Raw genomic sequence first — 20,859 nt, 5'->3', positions numbered from 1 at the left:
TGCGCGGGGTCGGACCCGAGTACGCCGTAATCGCTAGGAGTTCACGACTGTGGACCTGATACCGAGAGGGCCGGCGGGCCGCACCAGCCGCCCCAGGCTGCGTGCAGCCGTCCTCGCCGCCGCACTGGCCGTATCGCTTGCGCAACCCCTTGTGGCGCGGGCCCAGACCCCGCCCGCACCGCCGTCGGACGCGAAGCTCGCCGCGACGCCGTCCCGGCACGACTCCACCCGTGACCAGTTCTACTTCGTCATGCCGGACCGTTTCGCCAACGGCGACACCTCCAACGACAAGGGCGGACTGACCGGCTCCCGGCTGTCGACCGGCTACGACCCCACCGACAAGGGCTTCTACCAGGGCGGCGACCTCAAGGGCCTGACGAAGCGGCTCGACTACATCAAGGACCTCGGCACCACCGCCATCTGGATGGCGCCGATCTTCAAGAACCAGCCCGTCCAGGGCACCGGCAAGGACGCCTCGGCCGGCTACCACGGCTACTGGATCACCGACTTCACCAAGGTCGACCCGCACTTCGGCACCAACAAGGACCTGGAGACCCTGATCTCCAAGGCCCACGCCAAGGGCATGAAGGTCTTCTTCGACGTCATCACCAACCACACCGCCGACGTCGTCGACTACGAGGAGAAGTCCTACAGCTACCTCTCCAAGGGCGCCTTCCCGTACCTGACCAAGGACGGCCGGCCCTTCGACGACGCGGACTACGCGGACGGCACCAGGAAGTTCCCGTCGGTGGACGCCGACTCCTTCCCCCGCACGCCGACGGTCCCGGCCGCGAAGAAGAACGCCAAGGTCCCGTCGTGGCTCAACGACACGACCATGTACTCCAACCGCGGTGACTCCACCTACGCCGGCGAGTCCACCACCTACGGCGACTTCTCCGGCCTCGACGACCTGTGGACCGAGCGTCCCGAGGTCGTCAGCGGCATGGAGAAGATCTACGAGAAGTGGGTCGAGGACTTCGGTATCGACGGCTTCCGGATCGACACCGTCAAGCACGTGAACATGGAGTTCTGGACGCAGTGGGCGACCGCCCTCGACGCGTACGCGGCCCGGCACGGGCGCAAGAACTTCTTCATGTTCGGCGAGGTCTACTCCGCCGACACGTCGATCACCTCCCCGTACGTCACCCAGGGCCGTCTCGACGCCACGCTCGACTTCCCGTTCCAGGACGCGGCCCGCTCCTACGCCTCGCAGGGCGGCAGCGCGCAGAAGCTCTCGTCCCTGTTCGCGGACGACTACAAGTACACGACCGACAAGGCGAACGCCTACGAGCAGGTCACCTTCCTCGGCAACCACGACATGGGCCGCATCGGGTACTTCCTGGACCAGGACAACCCCAAGGCGACCGACGCCGAACTGCTGAAGAAGGACCGGCTCGCCAACGAGCTGATGTTCCTCAGCCGCGGCAACCCCGTCGTCTACTACGGCGACGAGCAGGGCTTCACCGGCGCCGGCGGTGACAAGGACGCCCGGCAGACGATGTTCGCCTCCAAGGTCGCCGACTACCTCGACGACGACGAGATCGGCACCGACCGCACCCACGCGAGCGACGCCTACGACACCGGCGCCCCGCTCTACAAGACGATCAGCGCCCTCTCCAAGCTGCGCAAGGACAACCCGGCCCTCGCCGACGGAGTCCAGACCGAGCGGTACGCCGCGGACGGCGCCGGCGTCTACGCCTTCTCCCGCACCGACGCGAAGACCGGCACCGAGTACGTCGTCGCCGTGAACAACGCCGACGAGGCCAAGGCGGCCACGTTCGCGACCGGTTCGGCGAACATGGACTTCCGGGCCGTATACGGAACCTCGGCTTCGGTGAAGAGCGACGCGGACAAGAAGGTCACCGTCACGGTCCCGGCCGGAGCGGCGATCGTCTTCAAGGCCGCCGGCCGGCTCGCCGCCCCCGCGACCAGGCCCACGCTGACCCTGAAGGCCCCCGCCGCGGGCGCCACCGGCACCGTCGAACTGTCGGCGGACGTCACCGGCGGACAGCTCGACCGGGTCGTCTTCGCCGCCCAGGTGGGCAACGGCACGTGGCACACGCTCGGCTCCGCCGACCACGCCCCCTACAAGGTCACCCAGGCCATCGGCAAGGACGTACCGGCCGGAACCGCCCTGCGCTACAAGGCCGTCGTCGTCGACTCGGCCGGACGCACGGCGAGCGCGACGGCCGAGTCCACCACCGGCACCGCGCCCGCCCCGGAGGTCCCGGCGGCCTCCTCGCGCGACTACGCGGTCGTCCACTACAAGCGCACCGACGGCGACTACACCGACTGGCGCCTGTACGCCTGGGGCGACATCGCCGACGGCGAGGGCACGACCTGGCCCGCCGGGCACGACTTCGTCGGCCGCGACGCCTACGGCGCCTTCGCCTACGTCAAGCTGAAGCCCGGAGCCTCCAGCGTCGGCTTCCTCGTCATCGACAAGGACGGCAACAAGGACGTCGCGAGCGACCGCACGATCGACGTCACCAAGACCGGCGAGGTCTGGGTCGAACAGGGCAAGGACACCGTCCTGACCGAGCAGCCCGACCTGCCCGCCCAGGACAAGACCAAGGCGGTCATTCACTACCACCGCGCCGACGGCGACTACGCCGGCTGGGGTCTGCACACCTGGACCGGAGCGGCGACGCCCACGGACTGGACGAAGCCCCTGGAGCCGGTGCGGACCGACGCCTACGGTGCCGTGTTCGAGGTGCCGCTCGCCGAGGGCGCCGGCAGCCTCAGCTACATCCTGCACAAGGGCGACGACAAGGACCTGCCCACCGACCAGTCGCTGGACCTGACGGCGAACGGCCACGAGGTGTGGCTGCTGAACGGCCAGGAGAAGTACCTGCTGCCGCAGCCCAAGGGCAGCGCGGCCGCGCTCGACCTGACCACGTCCAAGGCGATCTGGATCGACCGGTACACCGTCGCCTGGAACGGCTCCGACGCCGCCGTCTCCACGCAGCTCCTCTCCTCCCACGACGGCTCGATCGCCGTCAAGGACGGCGGGCTGACCAGCGACGACGAGCGCTGGCTGCGGCTGGGGAAGACCACCCTCACCGACGCCCAGAAGGCCAAGTACCCGCACCTGAAGGCGTACACCGCCTGGTCGGTGGACCCGCGCGACCGCGACCGGGTGCGCTCCGCGCTCGGCGGTCAGCTCGTCGCCTCGCAGCGGGCCGCGAACGGCGCCGTGCTCGCGGCGACCGGCGTGCAGATCGCCGGCGCCCTCGACGACCTGTACCCCGCGACGAAGGCGAACCTCGGACCGGTCTTCCACCAGGGCGTCCCCACCCTCTCGGTGTGGGCCCCGACCGCCCAGTCGGTGAGTCTCGACCTCGGCGGCTCCACCGTCGCGATGAAGCGCGACGGCGCCACCGGCGTCTGGTCCGTCACCGGAAAGAAGTCCTGGACGGGCAAGCCCTACCGCTACGTCGTGAAGGTGTGGGCGCCGACCGTCCGGAAGATCGTCACCAACAAGGTGACCGACCCGTACTCGGTGGCCCTGACCGCCGACTCGGAGCGCAGCCTGGTCGTCGACCTCGACGCCAGGTCCCTCGCCCCCTCGGGCTGGTCCTCGCTCAAGAAGCCCAAGGCCGTACCGCTGAAGGACGCGCAGATCCAGGAACTGCACGTCCGTGACTTCTCGGTGGCGGACAAGACCGTCCCCGCGAAGGACCAGGGCACCTACCTCGCCTTCACGGACAAGAACAGCGACGGCTCCAGGCACCTGAAGGCGCTGGCCAGGTCCGGCACCTCGTACGTGCACCTGCTGCCCGCGTTCGACATCGCCACCATCCCCGAGAAGAAGGCGGACCAGCAGAGCACCGACTGCGACCTGGCCTCCTACGCCGCCGACTCCGAGAAGCAGCAGGAGTGCGTGGCGAAGACCGCCGCCAAGGACGCCTACAACTGGGGCTACGACCCGTACCACTACACGGTCCCCGAGGGCTCCTACGCCACCGACCCCGACGGCACCGGCCGCACGGTCGAGTTCCGCAAGATGGTCAAGTCGCTCAACGAGGACGGCCTCAGGGTCGTCATGGACGTGGTCTACAACCACACCGCCGCGAGCGGCCAGGCCGACACCAGCGTCCTGGACAAGATCGTCCCCGGCTACTACCAGCGGCTCCTCGCCGACGGCAGCGTCGCCAACTCCACCTGCTGCTCCAACACGGCGACCGAGAACGCCATGATGGGCAAGCTGGTCGTCGACTCGATCGTCACCTGGGCCAAGGAGTACAAGGTCGACGGCTTCCGCTTCGACCTCATGGGACACCAGCCCAAGGCCAACATCCTCGCGGTCAGGAAGGCCCTCGACGGGCTGACCCCCGCGAAGGACGGCGTCGACGGCAAGAAGATCATCCTGTACGGCGAGGGCTGGAACTTCGGCGAGGTCGCCGACGACGCCCGGTTCGTCCAGGCCACCCAGAAGAACATGGCCGGCACGGGCATCGCGACCTTCTCCGACCGTGCCCGTGACGCCGTCCGCGGCGGCAGCCCCTTCGACTCCGACCCCGGGGTCCAGGGCTTCGGCTCGGGCCTGTACACCGACCCCAACTCCTCCACCGCCAACGGCACCCCGGCCGAGCAGAAGGCCCGCCTGCTGCACTACCAGGACCTCATCAAGGTCGGCCTGACCGGCAACCTGGCGGCGTACCGCTTCACCGACACCGACGGCAAGGAGGTCAAGGGCTCCGAGATCGACTACAACGGCCAGCCCGCGGGCTACGCGGCGGCCCCCGGCGACGCGCTCGCCTACGCCGACGCCCACGACAACGAGTCGCTGTACGACGCGCTGACGTACAAGCTGCCCGCGTCGACGAGCGCCGCCGACCGGGCCCGGATGCAGGTCCTCGCGATGGCGACGGCCACCCTCTCGCAGGGTCCGTCCCTCTCCCAGGCCGGCTCCGACCTGCTGCGCTCCAAGTCCCTGGACCGCAACTCCTTCGACAGCGGTGACTGGTTCAACGCCATCCACTGGAACTGCCAGGACGGCAACGGATTCGGGCGCGGGCTGCCGATGGCCGCCGACAACACCTCGAAGTGGCCGTTCGCCAAGCCGCTGCTGACCTCCGTCAAGGTCGGCTGCGAGCAGATCGACGGCACCTCGGCCGCCTTCCAGGACCTGCAGCGGATCCGCACGGGCGAGAAGGTCTTCTCGCTCTCCACGGCCGCCCAGGTGCAGTCGCAGCTCTCCTTCCCGCTGTCGGGCAAGGACGAGACCCCCGGAGTGATCACGGCGCGCCTCGGCGACCTCGTGATCGTCTTCAACGCGACCCCGGAGAAGCAGAAGCAGACCGTCGGCTCGCTGGCCGGTTCGGCGTACGCGCTGCACCCGGTGCAGGCGCAGGGCGCGGACCCGGTCGTCAAGTCCTCGTCCTACGCGAAGGACACGGGCTCCTTCACCGTCCCGGCCCGCACGGTGGCGGTGTTCACCCGGACCCCGTGACCTGGGCCTGACCCGGCGGGGGCGGCCCCGGACACCCTGAGCACGACGGGGCGTCCGGGGCCGCCCCCGTCGTCGTGCCGGTGCTGCGGCTAGGGTGACCGGGACCTTTCACCGGAACAGGAGTGCCCATGCCGCAGATCACCGTCGAGACCTCCCCGGCCCTCGACCACGTCGACTGGAGCGCGTTCGCGCTCGCGCTGCACCCCGTGATCGTCGAGATCGCGGCCGCGCGGCTGGAGGCGTGCAAGCTGCGCACCCTGCGGACCGAGGACGAGGTCGTGGGAGACGTGGTGGCCACGGGCACGGGAGGTCCCGCCATCGTCCATGTCGGCATCGCCCTGCTGGCCGGCCGCAGCGACGAGACCAAGGCGAGGCTGACCGAGGCCACGCTGGAACTGCTCCGCAAGCACATCGAGCCCGTGGACGGGGTCACGCTGCACGTGTCCGTCGAGGTGCGCGATCTCGACCCGTCCTACCGGAAGTTCGAGGCGTAGGACCCGCTCCCGCGCGCCGCGCCTCCGGGGGCCTTCCTACGCCTCGGGCGGCGAGGCGAGCGCGAGCAGCCGGACGACGAGGTCGGTGAACGGCCCGTCGCCCGGTTCGTCCTTGAGCCCCCCGCGCAGCAGCGCGGCGACCTCGGGGTCGTAGGCGGCGCTGACCGCCGCCAGGGCCGCGAAGTCGTGCACGAGCTGCACCTCCAGCTCGCCGCGCGGAATCCGCCGTCCGTCCAGCCAGATCAGCGCCGTCGACTCGACCAGCGAGATCCAGGACCGGATCACCAGCTCCAGCCGGGCCGGCGGTTCCTCGACGTCCAGATGCGACAGGATCTGGAGGTAGGCCGCCTGCCGTACGGCGTCGATGAGGGCGTTGGTGGTCGACGAGCCGACGGCCGGGCCGCCCCGCATCAACGCGGCGAAACCGGGCCCGTGGTCGTCCACGAAGTCGAAGAAGCGGCGCATCACCCGCAGCAGCCGCGTGCCCAGCGGACCCTCGCGGCTCTCCACGAACCGGCCCGCGAGATCGTCCGCGGCGCGCTGCAACGCCGCTTCGTACAGGCTGAGTTTGCCCGGGAAGTAGTGGTACACCAGCGGCCGCGAGATGCCCGCGGCCGAGGCTATCTCGTCGATCGAGACCTCGTCGGGCGAGCGTCGGCTGAACAGTTCGAGGGCGACGCCGATCAACTGCTGCCGTCGCTCCTCGACACCCATCCTGCGGCGTACCCCGGTTGTCATGCGGACACTTTACCGATCGCGTCCGGCCCTGATCGGGCCGGTACGGGCGGCGGATGTTCACATGTCCAGCACGATTCGCCCACCTCGTGTCCGCGAGACGCAGATGAGCATCGAGTCGTCACGCTCCGCGTCCGTCAGCAGTTCGTCGCGGTGCTCGATCTCCCCTTCCAGGACGCGCTGCCGGCAGGTTCCGCAGAACCCCTGCTCACAGGAGTAGAGCGTGCCGGGCAGCTCCGCGCGGACCGCGGCGAGGACCGTCGTGCCGGCGGGCACGGTCACCGTGCGTCCGCTGCGCCGCAGTTCGACCTCGAAGGCGCCGTCGCCGCCGTCGGGCGCGCGGGCGGTGAACCGCTCCAGGTGCAGTTCCGCGCCGTCCGGGATCCGGGCCGCGACCGCCGCCATGAGTCCGTCGGGCCCGCAGCAGTAGACCGCCGTGCCCGGGACGAGATCCGCGAACAGCGCGTCCAGGTCCGGCAGTCCGTCCTCGTCCTCGGCGACGACGGTGACCTTAGAGCCGTCCAGCTTCTCGATCTCCTCCAGGAACGGCATCGAGGCCCGGGTCCGGCCGCCGTACAGCAGCCGCCAGTCGGTGCCCTCCGGGAGGGACCGCAGCATCGGCAGCACCGGGGTGATCCCGATCCCGCCCACGACGAAGACGTACGCCGGTGCCGCCACGAGCGGGAAGCGGTTGCGGGGCCCGCGCACCTCGACCCGCATGCCCTCACGGAGGTCCTCGTGCACCTCGCGCGAGCCGCCCCGCCCGTCCTCGACGAGCCGGGTCGCGACGGTGTACGCCGAACGGTCCTCGGGATCCCCGCACAGGGAGTACTGCCGGACGAGCCCGGAGGGCAGCACCAGGTCGAGGTGGGCTCCCGGCCGCCAGGGCGGCAGGGGTGGCAGGCCGGCTCCCTCCAGGCGCGTCAGGACGACACCGTCGGCGACGAGCTCGTGCCGGGCGACCCGCAGTCGCAGGGCCCGGGTGCGGGGCCGGCCGGAGAGGGGTTCTTCCAGGGCGGGCAGCGGCCACAGCGGTGACGCCTCGATCCGGCGGCGCATCGCGCGTCGTACGAGCACGGCCGCGCCGGCGACGGCGACGACGGTCCGCAGCCTGGGCATCACGCGGCACCCGTGTTCTTCTCGGCGGCCGTGGCGGCCGGGGAGGAGGCGAGATAGGCGATGGCCTGCTCGGTGGAGCCCTCCTGCGAGGGGTGGTAGGTGCGGCTGAGGTAGCGCGGGACGGACCTGAGCAGGTCCCCGGTCGGCGGCAGCACGCCCCGCTTGCCGCTGACGTAGAAGTCCTTGAAGCTCGCCCTGCCGTTCACGAGGGTCGGATCGTTCTCCATGAAGAAACGGGCGCCGCGCTGCCACAGGAAGACGAGCGCGGTGAAGGCGGTCGCCCAGGTCCGCGCGCGTCTGCGATAGCTGCCGTCGAGGTGCTGGAACAGGTCGAACGCCACCGAGCGGTGCTCGACCTCCTCCGCGCCGTGCCAGCGCATCAGATCCAGCATGACCGGATCGGCCCCGCGCCGGTCCAGTTCTCCCGCGTTCAGGATCCAGTCGCCGAGGAAGGCGGTGTAGTGCTCGATCGCGGCGATCAGGGCGACGCGCTCCAGCAGCCACCAGCGGCGCGCCCGGCCCGGGGGCAGCGTCCGGTCGCCGAGCAGCTTCTCGAAGAGCCAGTCGACCTGCGCGGTGTACGGCGTCGGGTCGAGCCCGAGTTCCGCCAGGTGGGGCAGCACCTCGTCGTGCGCCTGCGAGTGCGTGGCCTCCTGCCCGATGAACCCGATGACGTCCTCGCGCAGCCGCTCGTCCCGGATGAGCGGCAGGACCTGCCGGTACACGTGCACGAACCAGCGCTCGCCGGCCGGCAGCAGCAGGTGCAGCACGTTCATCGTGTGCGTGGCGAACGGCTCGTCGGGCACCCAGTGCAGCGGTGTGTCCTCCCACGAGAACGACACCTTCCGTGCCGTGAGGGCCGTCCGCTCGGACTCGACCGGCCGGGGCTGCCGGGCCTGCGTGTTAGACATGGCGTCAATGTACTGACGGGTAGGCGCTCGGAGAAGCCCTGTGCGCCCACTTGTTTACGTCGGTGTCAGCAGTCCGCGCCGGGTGTCCGGCCCATTGTGCGGTACGGGCCTTCAGCGCAGCCCGGTGATGCCCCGGCCGTCCGTCAGGGTTCCCTTCAGCTCGGCCCGCGCCCCCTGCGTCGTCCGTACGGTGAGCAGGGGCCCCGCCGCCGAGCCGCGCACCCCGCCCGTCGCCTCCACCGAGGCCGTGCCCTTGCCGCCGGCCGCGAGGAGATACCACACCCCCGCGCCCGACTTCCACAGCACACCGGCGAGCACGTGCGGATCGCGGGAGCCGCAGGCGGGGGAGTTCGCGGCCTGCGCGGCGACCGCCCCGTACGGTCCGCCCGGGGTGCGGAACTGGGCCATCACCCGGGTGCCGCCGCCCCGCCAGGTGTCGGCGCGCGTGCACACCCAGTCGCCCGATCCGCTCCCGTCCGGCAGCGGCTGGCGCGCGTACTCCCAGGCGTTCACGGTCCGCACGCCCTGCGAGCGCGCCGAGGCCAGCGAGCACGCGAAGGGCGCCCACTCCCGCAGGCTCTCCGCTCCCGCCGCCTCCCGGGGCGCGGCCGGCCGGCCCGCCGTGAGATGGGCCGGGACCAGCTCGCCGAGGTCGGACAGCAGCCGGGTGCCCGAGGCGTCCTGCACCTGGAGCACGTTCCACGACGTGCACGCGCCGGTCGCCGGCGGTCCGGCCAGCGGGGAGGTGGAGCCGTCGGCGGACAGCGTGAGGTCCATCGCCCCGGCGGAGGGCTTCAGCAGGTCGCGCTCGGCGGCCTTGGTCACCCAGGGGGCCGTCAGATAGCGGACGTTGCCGTCGGCCCGGCCCAGCACGACCGCGCTCGCCTCCGCCCCCTTCGCCCCGTCGACCCGCGCGAAGTCGAGGGCCGCGCCGCCCGTCCCGTCCTTCGGCTCCGCGTAGCGCACGACGCGCAGACCGTCGTAGAGGAGCACCACGCGGGCCTGGTCGACCTCGCCCGCGTACAGCAGTTGGGGCGGTCCGGGCGGGGCCCCGGAGGGGGTGCCGGGTGTCGCCGAGACCTGGACGGACTCGCCGGGCCTGGCCCAGACGGCGAGCGCGCGGCGCAGCAGCGCGGAGTCGTCGACGAGACCGCCGCGCGCGGGCCAGACGGAGAAGTCGGTGCGCGCGGAGGACTCCCAGGCCGCGGCCGCCACCCGCTGCACCTTGGCCGGGTCGAGCGCGGCCTCGGCGGCCGGGTTCTGGGCGTAGGAGGGGGCCGCGGCGCCGTCCGGGCCCCAGCCGTCGCCGGGCAGCGCGAGCAGCGCGCCGCACACGGCCACGGCGGCGGTGGCGGCGAGGGCGGCCTTCATGTGCTGCCGGCGCCGCATCAGATCGGTGGGCCGGGCCTGCAGCGAGCAGGGGTCGAACTCGGGGGAGTCGAGCAGCGCGTCGCGCGCCTCGACGGCCGAGGCCTCCTTCAGCGCCGCGGCCGGGTCCTCGACCCCCGCGGCCGTCAGCACCTGGCGCAGCCGCGGGTCGGCCAGCCGCTCCAGCCCGCGCAGCACGTACGCGGCCCGGGCCGGCCCCGAGAGCGCGGACAGCCGCTGGTCCAGGGCCAGTTCGTCGGCGCCGCCCGAGCGCGGGAAGAGCCGCAGGCCCCACACCTGGGGGAGGAACGGCGGAAGCTGGGCCCGCTTGGGCCACGCCCACCGCTTGAGCGGCAGCCCGGCCTCCAGCGCCGTCCGCACCACCTGGAGGCGTACGAAGGCGTAGCCGGGGTCGCCGTCACGGCCGCCGCCGCTCTGCTGGGCGGGGATCACCGAGGCGTCGCCCGCCGCCCGGCCCCGGGGCAGCGCGCGCTGGGTGAGGGCGTGCGCGGTCAGCACGCGCCGGTTGCGGCCGAGGCTCGGCGGGAGCATCAGATAGGCGAGCCGGACCAGCCGCGGGTAGTGCTCGACGAGCGCGGCCTCGGCCTGCTCGACGTCGACGACCGCTCCGGAGGAGGGTGCGGGGCGCGGGGCTACATCCTGTGACTGCACGTTCAGCAGAACGAGCGAATGGGCGGATGGTCACCGGCCCCGGCGGGCGGCCGGGCTCCTCCGCGGGACCGGCGGGGCTTCGCGGAGCCGTCCGGGACTCAGTCCGCGGACTCCCCGGGTTCCACGAGAAGGCGGGCGTAGTTCGCCATCGACCGCTGGTAGCGCGGCAGATGGGGGGCCAGTGCGCCGATCACCAGGGCCAGGCCCTCGCGTTCGCGGCCGAGGTCGGCGAGGCAGAGCGCCAGCGTGGCCCGTACCGCGTCGTCCAACTCGTCCGAGGGGGCGACCAGTTCGGGAGTGAGCAGCTTGACGCCCTCGTCCGCCTGTCCGATGTTCCGCAGTGAACTGGAGAGCTGGATCTTCGCCCGGCGGCCCTTGTACCCGCTCAGGCCGCGGGCGAGTGCCTCCCGGTACAGAGGGACGGCCTTGTCCGAGTGGCCCGTCGAGTCCCAGGAACAGGCCTGCTCGAAGGGGCCCAGAGGGCTGCCCTCGGGCAGTTCGGCGACCAGCGCGTCGATCACCGCCCGGAAGTCCGCCGCCCGCTCTTCCTCGTAGTCGTCGAAGCGGGCCCAGGCCGCCGCCGTACGCTCTTCCCAGTCTTCGTTCACGGGTGCCACCCTCGCACAGCCGTGTCCCCGGCGGTACCGGGTTCCCGCCCGCGCCGGGGCGCATTGAGCAGGGGAGCGCCCGCAGCCGTATCGAAGACAGAGCCCTCGCCGGGGCTCTTCTCGGCGTGAACGCCGACAGGTACCGGAGGAACGTATGAGGTTGACACGCGGGAAGCTTCTGGCCGGGGCGGCCGCGGCCGCCCTGCTGGCCCTGACCGGCTGCGGCGGCGGATCGGACGGCAAGGACGGTGCCGCGAAGGAGACCGTCCCGGCCACGGCGACCGGCAGTCTGGAGGAGCTGGCCGCCGAGGTGAAGTGCAAGCCGAGCATCCAGACCGACGCGGACGAGATCCGCCAGGGTGTCTGCAAGATCAGCACCGGCAAGTTCATCCTGGCGACCTTCGCCACCGACCGCGGCCAGCGCGAGTGGCTCGACGGGGCCAAGGACTACGGCGGCTCGTACCTCGTGGGCGCCAAGTGGGTGGCGGTCGGGGACCAGAAGATGGTCACGACCTTGCGCGGCCATCTCGGCGGAACCCTGGAGCAGGGGACCCAGCACGGGGCCGGTCACTCCGGTCACCACAGCGGCTGACCACGGGATCCCGGCCCGGCCGTCCCGGCGGCCGACCGGCCGGGATCCGGGCCCACACGGCGGAAGGCCGGTGACGGGAGATCCCGTCACCGGCCTTCGCTTCAGGGTGTTACTTGCAACGCTGACCGTTGTTGATGCAGGTGACCATCTTGTTCATCAGGTTCTCGTCGAAGACGTTGATGAAGTCGTCGTGGTCGGTGGCGGCCTTGTGGAGCTGCTCCGGGAAACCGTCCACCGCGTAGGCGTTCTTGATCTGCCCGTTGGTGAGGGTCGGGGCCCGGAAGCCGTAGACCAGGCGCATCGTGAGCTGCGGGATCGCCTTGAAGCCGTTGGCGCAGTTGCCCTGGGCGTCGGCGAAGGCCACGTGCGTACGGTGGTTGGCGCTGTCCGCGTTCACGCCGTCCCAGCAGCTCTGGAAGGCGAAGGTGCGCACCACGGTGCTGCCGCGGGGGCAGATCGGGTACTGCTGGGTGAGCTGCACCTTGTTCTCGAAGCCGGTGCAGCTCCAGTGCGCGTTGGCGTTCGCGAGACCGTTGGTCGTGGTCTTCGCGTCACCGGTGATGATGCGCAGGAACTTCGGCATCGCGACGACCTTGCTCGCCGGGTTGCCGACGAACTTGATCTGCGCCTGCTTCACCTGCTGGATCTGGCCGACGTTGAGTTCCTTGCCGCCGCCCAGGTTGTTCTGGTCGAAGTCCTGCGTGCCGTTCTGGATACGCACGACCGGCCAGTAGTACGACGACTTGTCGCCCTGGTTGGCGCAGGACGTCTGGGCCGCCGCGAAGGTGTCGTTGGTGGCGAAGGCGTCGTTCGACTGGTTGCCGACGTAGTCGTGCAGGTGGTGCGCACCGTTGGTGACACCGGGAGCCACGATCACGTTGTCCGTGTTGAACTTCTTGTTCGCGTTGACACCGCAGGACGTCGTGAACGTACCGGCCGAACCGGCCGCCTGCGTCCGGGCCTTGCGGGCGACGTTCGGCTGGACCTTCGTGATGTCGACGAAGTCGGCCGCGACCGGGCCGTTGCCGGCCTGTCCGCCGTTGCCCGCCTGCGCACCGCCGCCTGCGGCGGGGGCGCTCGCACTCGCGGAGGCACCGGCACCGGCACCCGCACCCGCACCCGCGCCGGCACCGGCACCGGCACTGGCGCTCGCGCCGGCGGACGGGGCCGCCGTGGCGCCGCCGTTGTTCTGCCCGCCGTTGGTCTGCCCGCTCGCGGGCTGTCCCGTGCAGGTGGAGAGCCCGTCGAGCCAGCCCGGAGCCTTGCCGCCGACGCGGTTGATCTCCAGCTTGATCCGGTCGATGATCACCGAACGGTTCTGCTTCAGCGGCGTGAGGATGGAGTTCTGGACGAAGCTCGCGTCCCTGGCCTGCGCGTCACGGGTGGTCGCGAGACGCTGGTAGGCGGCGGTGATCTGCTGGTCGAGTGTCGCCAGCTCCCCGTCGACCTGACCCCGTGCCTGGTTCGGGACGTTGGACAGCTTCTGGCCGACGTCCGGACACTGGATGGTGGCGACCTGCGCGGGCGCGGCCTTGGTGGTGTTCCGGCCCGAGTTGCTCTCGTGCGCCGAGGCGTAGAAATTCGCCCAGACCAGCCCACCCCCGCCGATCGCGAGCGCTGCCGACGCGGCGATGGCGCGAACGGCCAGCGGCGAACGGCGTTTTCGAATGTTGCGTCCCATGGAACTCCTCTGACTTCCTTGCGGGGCAGCGAGGCGCCCGACAGGAGTGAAGCGGCTCCATTCCATACGCAGGAGGTGCGGGAGGTGTTCAGGGGTCTCGAAGAAATCTTGGAAAGTCGTGAGGCCAATTCGGTCACAATGGTCCCAGAAGCCCGCGAATTTCCGGGAGTTGATCTCGGAATTCAGGTTTGAGAGTGATTTCTTGACTCGTATTCAGTAGCCGGGGGTTTCGGGAGGGCTACTGCCGGTCGTCGCCCGGTGTGGCCGGCGGACTCCAACTGCCCTGGTGGAAAGTCGAGTTCGGGACCGTTCCGACTGTTCCGGCCCCACCGCACCCGTCGGTGCGGTGGGGCCGGAACGGACGGCCGGGAATTGCCGGCATTCAGCTTTCGAGGACCTTCGCCTCCACCGCGGGATCCAGTCCCACCCCCGGCCGGTCGGCGCGTTGGGGCGCGGTACCGCCGAGTGACCGGAGCCAGCCCCAGGTGTCCTCGACCGTCTTCTCGACGGGCCGGCACCGCAGCCCCGTCCGCAGGGCGCGTGAGACATCGCCCGAGTACACCGAGGTGTGCAGCTCGCTCCTCGGCGGCACCCACACCGGAAGCTGCGTCCACGGCTCGATCCCGGCGCCGAGCACGGTCTCGGGGTCCGTCCAGCGGAGCTCGGCCCGCGCCCCGGTCACCCGGAGGCACGCGTCGAGCAGCGCCCCCATGGTGCTGTGCCCTGGGGCGCTCACCAGGTTGTACGCCCCGTCGAGTTCCGCCTCCACGGCGTCCAGGGTCCACTCCGCCAGGTCCCGGACGTCGACGTACTGGATCGGCAGGTCGCGCGGCCCGGGGGCGAGCACCGGACCCCCCGCCGCGATGCGGTTCAGCCACCACGGCAGCCGCCCGACGTTCTCGTAGGGCCCGAGGATCAGTCCGCACCGGACGAGCAGCGAACGCGCGGCGCCGAAGGCCTCGACGGCGGCCAGTTCCCCGCCCCGCTTGTCCCGGGCGTAGTCGGTCGCGTCCGCGTCGGCCGAGGCGCCCTCCACGAGCGGCGCGTCCTCGGCGTACCCGGCGGCGCGGGGCCACGCGTACACCGAGCAGCTCGACACGTACACGTACCGGGCCGCCCGCCCGGCCAGCAGACGGGCCGCGTCCCGGACCGCCCGCGGCGCCGCCGACCAGGTGTCGACGACGGCGTCCCACGTGTCCGTGGTCCCGGCGAGTGCCGCGAGCCCGTCCGGCGCGGTGCGGTCGCCCAGCAGCGACCGCGTTCCGGGCGGGGGTTCGTGCCGTCCGCGGTGGAAGACGGTGACCTCCCATCCGCGCGCGAGCGCGGCCTCCACGACCGCGCGCCCCACGAACTCCGTACCGCCCAGCATCAGAAGTCTGCGTGTCATACGGACGACTCTGCCCGCACGGCCCGCCCCGCGGCACGCGAATCTGCTGACAGAAGACGTGCGGGGCCGGGCCGTTCCGTGGACCTGTGGATCAACGGCCCGTCGGCGGGGTGTACTTGTACCCCACCCGGCGCACCGTCTGGATGGCCTGGCGGTGCTGGGCGCCGAGCTTGCGGCGCAGCCGGGCGACATGGACGTCGACGGTCCGTCCGTCGCCGACGTGTCCGTAGCCCCAGACCGTGGAGACCAGTTGGTCGCGGGTGTGCACCCGGTGCGGATGGCGGACGAGATGCGAGAGCAGCTCGAACTCCAGGTAGGTCAGGTCCAGTACGCGTCCGTCGACCTCGGCGGTGCGCTGCACCGTGTCGACGCGCACCAGCGGGTCCACGAGGCCCTCGCCCGCGGTGTCGGCCGGGGCGCCGGGGGCGGCCGGGTGCCCGGCCCGGCCCGTCACGGCGAGCGGCAGCAGGGGCTGCTGGTCCGCCGGCACGAGGACCAGGTAGCCGATCATCGGCGGCTGTCCCGGCAGCACGGGCAGGGCGTTCTGCGGAGCGGGCAGCCAGGTGGCGCCCGGCGGGAGGAAGGTGGCCCCGTCGTACCCCGGGCTCGCGGGTTCGTCCGGGCGGGGAAGGCCCCAGTCCTCGTCCCGGTCGACGGCGCGCAGTCGGTGCCGTGCCGGGGAGGCCGAAGGGGCGGGAGGGGTTGCGACGGAGGAGAGGGAACGAGTGGTCGCCATGAGAGGTCAGCTCTTTCGCGCGAGAAGTTCGTCGGGAGGTTCGACGACCGCGAGTTCGTGGTCGGAGCCGTCGAGGACGTACGTCGTGCGCGCTGGCCGAAGGCCGGGGTGTACGGCTTTAGAGGGCCGGCGCGTTCGTCGCGCGACAACACACCCGGTCGAAGTCGTGGTGCTGACGGGAGGGCCAGAAGGGCTCGAGGTCATGGCGACCCGTCGCTACGCACTTCTGGAAGTTGGCCATGAACCCATTGAAGCAGACACAGGACCGCAACAGGAGCCTCCTCTCACTGCTCGGACGCCTTCTTGGCGCGAAGCCGACGCCGGGCGGACCGGGTCGGTCGGGCGGGCGTCGGGCGGGTGTCGGGCGGGCCCCCGACGGGAACGCGAGGGGGCGCCCACCGTGACGGTGGGCGCCCCCTCGGAAACCGGGCGGGATCAGATCTGGCCGGCCTTCTCCAGGGCGGTGCAGCAGGTGTCGACGATGAGGCGCGTCACGACGTACGGGTCGACGTTCGCGTTTGGACGGCGGTCCTCGATGTAGCCCTTGCCGTCCTTCTCGACCTGCCACGGGATGCGGACCGAGGCGCCGCGGTCGGAGACGCCGTAGCTGTACTCGTTCCACGGGGCGGTCTCGTGCAGGCCCGTCAGACGGTCGTCGATGCCGGCGCCGTAGTTCTTGACGTGGTCCATCGGCTTGGAACCCTCACCGAGCGACTCGCACGCGGTGATGATCGCGTCGTAGCCCTCGCGCATCGCCTTCGTGGAGAAGTTGGTGTGCGCGCCCGCGCCGTTCCAGTCGCCCTTCACCGGCTTCGGGTCCAGCGTCGCGGAGATGTCGAAGTCCTCGGCGGTGCGGTAGAGCAGCCAGCGGGCGACCCAGAGCTGGTCCGAGACCTCCAGCGGCGACAGCGGGCCGACCTGGAACTCCCACTGACCGGGCATGACCTCGGCGTTGATGCCGGAGATGCCGAGGCCCGCCTTGAGGCAGTTGTCCAGGTGCGCTTCGACGACGTCACGGCCGAAGATCTCGTCCGCGCCGACACCGCAGTAGTAGCCGCCCTGCGCGGCCGGGAAGCCGCCCTCGGGGAAGCCGAGCGGACGGGCGCCCTTGAAGAAGGTGTACTCCTGCTCGATGCCGAAGATCGACTCCTGCGCGGCGAACTTCTCCGCGACCTCGGCCAGCGCGGCACGGGTGTTGGACTCGTGCGGCGTCATGTCGATGTTCAGGACCTCGCACAGGACGAGGATGTCGTCGCCGCCGCGGATCGGGTCCGGGTAGCTGGCCACGGGCTTGAGTACGCGGTCCGAGGAGTGCCCCTCGGCCTGGTTCGTGGAGGAGCCGTCGAAGCCCCAGATCGGCAGTTCCGCACCCTTGGCGTCGTCGGCCAGGATCTTCGTCTTGGAACGGAGCTTGGCCGTCGGCTCGGTGCCGTCGATCCAGATGTACTCAGCCTTGAAGCTCACGGGCCACATCCTTCGGGGTGGGTCTTGATCGCACTTGCGGGTGCGGCGGCGCTGCGGCACTGGGGCGCCGCCGGGGATGGCCGAAAGCCTGTCAACCAGCGATTTCCCGAGCATTGCCCGAATGTGAACCCCGTGTTACCTGGGGCGTATGTGCCCGGTCTCACACGACCCGTTCCGCCGCGGCTGTCCGCTTGTGATCGTTCGCGACCGCGATTGTCCGGACGGCCCCCTCGCCGTGGTGCCGGAGGCCCCGCGGGGGGCCGCTCGTATGCGATCCGGGTGAGAGCGGTCAGGTGTGATCCGCCCGGTTTCAGGGCGAGTTGTCCGTACGAGGCGGATGTCGCGTGGCTCCGTGAAGGGCCGTCCGCCCATGCGAAAGCCCCGCCGCCCCCGGCCCGTGGACGGGTCGGCGACGACAGGGCTTTCGGAGGGATCTGCCCGTTATCCCACCTTCTCGATGCGGGCCCGGCGGATCAGGAACTTGCCCGGCTCCCGGACCTGTTCGAAGGCCGCGTTGTTCAGCAGGACACAACTGCCGGAGACCGAGGTGACCTGAACGGTCGTGGACTTGTTGTTGTCCAGGTTGGTCACCTTCAGCTTCGTCCCGGCCGGGAACTGGTTGCTGGACGCGGCCGGTGCGCCGCCCTCGCCGGAGAGCGTGACGGTCGAACCGTTGCAGACCTGCTGGCCGGTGGCGGCGCCGGCGCCCGCGTTGTTCGCGGGGGCGCTCTGCGCCGGGGGCTTGGTGGCGGCCTGGGCCGGCGCGGACTGGGCGGGCTGCTGAGCGTTCTGCTGGCCGGTCTGGGAGCCCTGAGCCGATTCCCCGACAGCGCAGCCGGACGCCTGCTGCTGAACCTTGATCTGCGCGATGACCGCTTCACGGTTCGCGATCCTGGCCGCCGACTGAGAGTCGGGGTGGGCCTTCTGGTCCGCGATGAAATTCTGGTTGTTGCCGAGCGCGGTGGCCAGGCCCTGGCATGCCACCGAGGACTGAGCGGTCTGCACGGAGGCCGCGTTCGAGGTGGCGGCCAGGGCGAAGGCCCCGCCGCCGGCCACGGTCGCCGCGCTGACCAGCAGGGCGATCTTCTTCTTGGTGCTGAGAGTTCTCCTACGCGACATGCGCGCCTCCAGAGAGTGGGGGAGCGTTACGTCGCTATGTACGAGATGCCGAACGCAGTTACTCAACGGTTACGGCATTCACTTAAGTAACGTGGATCACACGGGAGTTGGGGAGGGCGGCCCGGCCGGGCGGACGAGGGTCGCCCCGTCGGGCGGGGGCCCGCCGACCGGGGCGGGCGGCCCGGCTAGCGGGACAGGGCCTCCCGTACCGCCTCCTCCGTGCGGCCCACCAGCGCCGTCCCGTCGTCCGCGGTGATGATCGGCCGCTGGATGAGCTTCGGATGCTCGGACAGCGCCTTGATCCACCGGTCCCGTGAACCGGTCTCCCGCGCCCAGTCCTTGAGCCCCAGCTCCTTCGCCTCGGCCTCGCCGGTCCGCGTGATGTCCCAGGGTTCGAGGCCGAGACGATCGAGGACGCCTCGGATCTCGTCCTCGGAGGGCACGTCCTCCAGATAGCGGCGGACGGTGTACTCGGCGCCCTCGGCGTCGAGCAGGCTGATCGCGCTGCGGCACTTCGAACAGGCCGGATTGATCCAGATCTCCATGCCGCACACGGTACGGCAGACCCCCTCGGACACTGCTGTCACGGCACCCCCAAAGGCCCTGTGGCCAGCGGCGATTGTCAGTGCGCGGCGGTAGAATAGAAGCAGTGTTCGAGGGTGTCGCCGGGGGGTCCGGACGGCGCCCTGACCGCGACAGGAGGATGCCTGTGCCCGCTGCCGCACTGAAGCCGCTGCCCACTCAGTCCACATCCAGGACGGCGGTCCCGATGGAGCTGCCGTACGAGCCCGTGGAGAAGCGTCCGCTCCCGCCGGGGCGCCCCCGCGACTGGTACGTCACGCACAACCGCCGGCTCAAGGCGATGCGACTCGCCATAGCCCTGCTCGACTCCGGCGTCTACGTGCCGAACCAGGCCCGTGACGAGAAGATCCGCAGCACAGCGCTGCTCATCGGCGTGCACCCGCCGTCGGACACCACGTGCCACATGGTGCGTGCCCTGATGAGGTACGCGCGCTGAGCGTCCGAGCGCGCCGCTGAGGGTGCCGGGTGCCCACCCCGCTTCACGGGCACCCGGCACCGGTCCCGATTCCGGCACCGGTCCCGAGCCCGGCGCCCGTGTGGTCGAGGCGCCGGTGCCCGGCTCACTCCGCCGACAGCTCCCGTTCCAGGGGTGTCCGGAAGCGGGGTGTGATCCGGGTGCCGCCCACCCATGCCTGGAGGCGCTCGGCCTCCGCCGCGATCGCGTCCCGGGCCTCGCGGCCGACGCCCTCGCCGGCCGTCAGCCGCCAGACGATCTCACCGTCGGGCCGCTGCGCCCACCCGCCGACCACCCGCCCGTCCCACCACACCGTCGGCCCGACATTGCCGCTGCGGTCGAACAGGGCCGGCCGCAGGGACGGTTCGAGGAACCAGTCCCGCTCCGCCCGGCTCATGGGCGCCGGGTCGAGAGCGGGCAGGAGGGCGGCCCACGGCGCCCCCGGCTCGTCGACCGGGCCCTCGTCGCCCGCCGCCACATACCCCGTGAGCCCGTCGTCGAGCGACACGGCGACCGCCCCGCTCGCGGCCAGCGCCCGCCGTACGTCGGTGACCTTCCACCCCGTCCACCACTTCAGGTCCGCCTCGGTGGCGGGCCCGCACGCCCTGAGCCAGCGGCCCAGCAGCTCGGAGCGGGCCTCGGCGGGCGGGAGCGCGGGATGCGGCGGCGCGATCGCCCAGCGGAACTGGCTCGACGTCCAGGACCCGAGCGGCCGCCCCCGCACCACCCGGCCCTCGACCCCCAGCACCCGCATCAGACGGGACGACACGGTGTGCACCCCCTCGTAGCTCTTCCCGGCCGCGTAGGCGAACTGCTCCTTCAACCGCGGCTCGTCCCCGGTGAGTTCGTTCACGGTGGCCTGTCCGCGCCGGGCCAGCGCGGCGAGCGCGGACGCCTCGACCTCGTCGAGCCACTCCTCGGTCAGCCGCCCGCCGCTTCCGGTGGCCATGTCCTTGACCAGTCCGGCCCGGGCCTTCGCGGCGATGTCCAGCCCCGTCGAGGCGTGCACGACGGCCGCCAGGGCGCTGGGGAACACGAACACGGTGTGCCGCATGCCGTGCATCCGTACGAGTGAACGGTCCTCGTACAGCGACCGCTCCACCCGCGCCACCGTCTCCCGGGCGTCCGCGAGCCGCGCGCCCACCGCCAGATACACCGTCGCCGGGTCGGTGCCGTGCAGCGCGACCAGGGAGTCCGCCACCTCCTCGGGGGTCGTGCCCCGTGCCGTGCCCGCTAGCCGCTGCCGCAGCCCGAGCCGTGCCCGCCGTTCCGCCACCCCGATGTGCCGCGGCTTCCCCGTCACGTCGTCTCCGTCCGGTCGCTCCGTGCTCCGTACTCCGCGCTCCTCATCCTGCCGAACGCCCGCCCGCCACGGGACGGGGTTCACCCGTTGGACGCAGCCGGGCATGCGGCGGACCTGCCCGCGGCCTTGACTGGGGCCACCGCGAGGAAGCGGGATCCGGAGGCGAACCAGGACCACGT

At 71.4% G+C, this 20,859-nt stretch carries 16 protein-coding genes; 4 read left to right on the top strand and 12 right to left on the bottom strand.

Translation table 11 applies throughout. The annotated features are described in order from the left end of the window. The first annotated feature begins 55 nt into the window (after positions 1-55). Both pulA and ACFRIC_RS08155 read left to right on the top strand, forming a co-directional pair. Entirely contained in the window at positions 56-5,455 is a 5,400-nt protein-coding gene (gene pulA, locus ACFRIC_RS08160) for a pullulanase-type alpha-1,6-glucosidase (RefSeq protein ID WP_382782729.1), read from the top strand. A 128-nt stretch (positions 5,456-5,583) separates the two neighbouring features. Continuing rightward, positions 5,584-5,949 (top strand): 5-carboxymethyl-2-hydroxymuconate Delta-isomerase, encoded by a 366-nt coding sequence (locus tag ACFRIC_RS08155; RefSeq protein WP_382781255.1) that lies wholly within the window; start codon positions 5,584-5,586, stop codon positions 5,947-5,949. 36 nt (positions 5,950-5,985) lie between these two features. Here ACFRIC_RS08155 and ACFRIC_RS08150 read toward each other — a convergent pair whose 3' ends face one another. From ACFRIC_RS08150 to ACFRIC_RS08130, 5 genes are all read right to left on the bottom strand, one after another. After that, entirely contained in the window at positions 5,986-6,687 is a 702-nt protein-coding gene (locus tag ACFRIC_RS08150; RefSeq protein WP_382781252.1) for a TetR/AcrR family transcriptional regulator, read from the bottom strand. 57 nt (positions 6,688-6,744) lie between these two features. Further along, positions 6,745-7,803 (bottom strand): PDR/VanB family oxidoreductase, encoded by a 1,059-nt coding sequence (locus tag ACFRIC_RS08145; protein ID WP_382781249.1) that lies wholly within the window; start codon positions 7,801-7,803, stop codon positions 6,745-6,747. Beyond that, positions 7,803-8,714, bottom strand: a complete 912-nt coding sequence (locus ACFRIC_RS08140; RefSeq protein ID WP_382781246.1) for a metal-dependent hydrolase — start codon at positions 8,712-8,714, stop codon at positions 7,803-7,805. Before ACFRIC_RS08140 ends, ACFRIC_RS08145 begins: the two co-directional genes overlap by 1 nt. Positions 8,715-8,825: 111 nt before the next feature. After that, positions 8,826-10,754, bottom strand: coding sequence for a hypothetical protein (locus ACFRIC_RS08135; RefSeq protein WP_382781243.1), 1,929 nt, complete (start codon positions 10,752-10,754; stop codon positions 8,826-8,828). A 98-nt stretch (positions 10,755-10,852) separates the two neighbouring features. Further along, on the bottom strand, positions 10,853-11,362 hold the full coding sequence (locus tag ACFRIC_RS08130) for a tetratricopeptide repeat protein (protein WP_382781239.1): 510 nt from the start codon (positions 11,360-11,362) through the stop codon (positions 10,853-10,855). A 154-nt stretch (positions 11,363-11,516) separates the two neighbouring features. Here ACFRIC_RS08130 and ACFRIC_RS08125 point away from each other — a divergent pair, with 154 nt between their 5' ends. After that, a complete protein-coding gene (locus ACFRIC_RS08125) occupies positions 11,517-11,954 on the top strand; it encodes a hypothetical protein (RefSeq protein WP_382781237.1) in 438 nt (145 codons plus the stop codon). Positions 11,955-12,063: 109 nt separating this feature from the next. Here the strand turns inward: ACFRIC_RS08125 and ACFRIC_RS08120 are convergent, their stop codons facing one another. The 6 genes from ACFRIC_RS08120 to ACFRIC_RS08095 all read right to left on the bottom strand — a co-directional run bounded on the left by ACFRIC_RS08120 (position 12,064) and on the right by ACFRIC_RS08095 (position 18,886). Continuing rightward, entirely contained in the window at positions 12,064-13,635 is a 1,572-nt protein-coding gene (locus tag ACFRIC_RS08120) for a DUF1996 domain-containing protein (RefSeq protein ID WP_382781234.1), read from the bottom strand. 382 nt (positions 13,636-14,017) lie between these two features. Then, positions 14,018-15,022 carry an NAD-dependent epimerase/dehydratase family protein gene (locus ACFRIC_RS08115; RefSeq protein WP_382781231.1) on the bottom strand — a complete coding sequence of 335 codons (1,005 nt, stop codon included), beginning with the start codon at positions 15,020-15,022 and terminating at the stop codon, positions 14,018-14,020. A gap of 91 nt (positions 15,023-15,113) precedes the next feature. Then, positions 15,114-15,758, bottom strand: coding sequence for a winged helix-turn-helix domain-containing protein (locus ACFRIC_RS08110; protein ID WP_382781228.1), 645 nt, complete (start codon positions 15,756-15,758; stop codon positions 15,114-15,116). Between the two features lie 435 nt (positions 15,759-16,193). After that, on the bottom strand, positions 16,194-17,222 hold the full coding sequence (gene glnII / locus ACFRIC_RS08105) for a glutamine synthetase (protein ID WP_382781225.1): 1,029 nt from the start codon (positions 17,220-17,222) through the stop codon (positions 16,194-16,196). Positions 17,223-17,663: 441 nt separating this feature from the next. Next, the gene (locus tag ACFRIC_RS08100) at positions 17,664-18,341 is read right to left on the bottom strand and encodes a hypothetical protein (protein ID WP_382781222.1); all 678 of its coding nucleotides are present in this window, start codon (positions 18,339-18,341) and stop codon (positions 17,664-17,666) included. Positions 18,342-18,526: 185 nt separating this feature from the next. Then, on the bottom strand, positions 18,527-18,886 hold the full coding sequence (locus tag ACFRIC_RS08095) for an arsenate reductase family protein (protein WP_382781219.1): 360 nt from the start codon (positions 18,884-18,886) through the stop codon (positions 18,527-18,529). A gap of 164 nt (positions 18,887-19,050) precedes the next feature. Here ACFRIC_RS08095 and ACFRIC_RS08090 point away from each other — a divergent pair, with 164 nt between their 5' ends. Continuing rightward, complete coding sequence (locus tag ACFRIC_RS08090) at positions 19,051-19,359, top strand: hypothetical protein (protein ID WP_382781217.1); 309 nt, start codon at positions 19,051-19,053, stop codon at positions 19,357-19,359. Positions 19,360-19,483: 124 nt separating this feature from the next. Here ACFRIC_RS08090 and ACFRIC_RS08085 read toward each other — a convergent pair whose 3' ends face one another. Beyond that, on the bottom strand, positions 19,484-20,680 hold the full coding sequence (locus ACFRIC_RS08085) for a winged helix DNA-binding domain-containing protein (protein WP_382781214.1): 1,197 nt from the start codon (positions 20,678-20,680) through the stop codon (positions 19,484-19,486). Positions 20,681-20,859: the final 179 nt, after the last annotated feature.

It is taken from the genome of Streptomyces sp. NPDC056738 (assembly GCF_042790435.1).
Classification (GTDB): Bacteria; Actinomycetota; Actinomycetes; order Streptomycetales; family Streptomycetaceae; genus Streptomyces.
The sequence above is the reverse complement of the archived record's forward strand: the minus strand, read 5'-3'. Positions and strand labels throughout refer to the sequence as shown.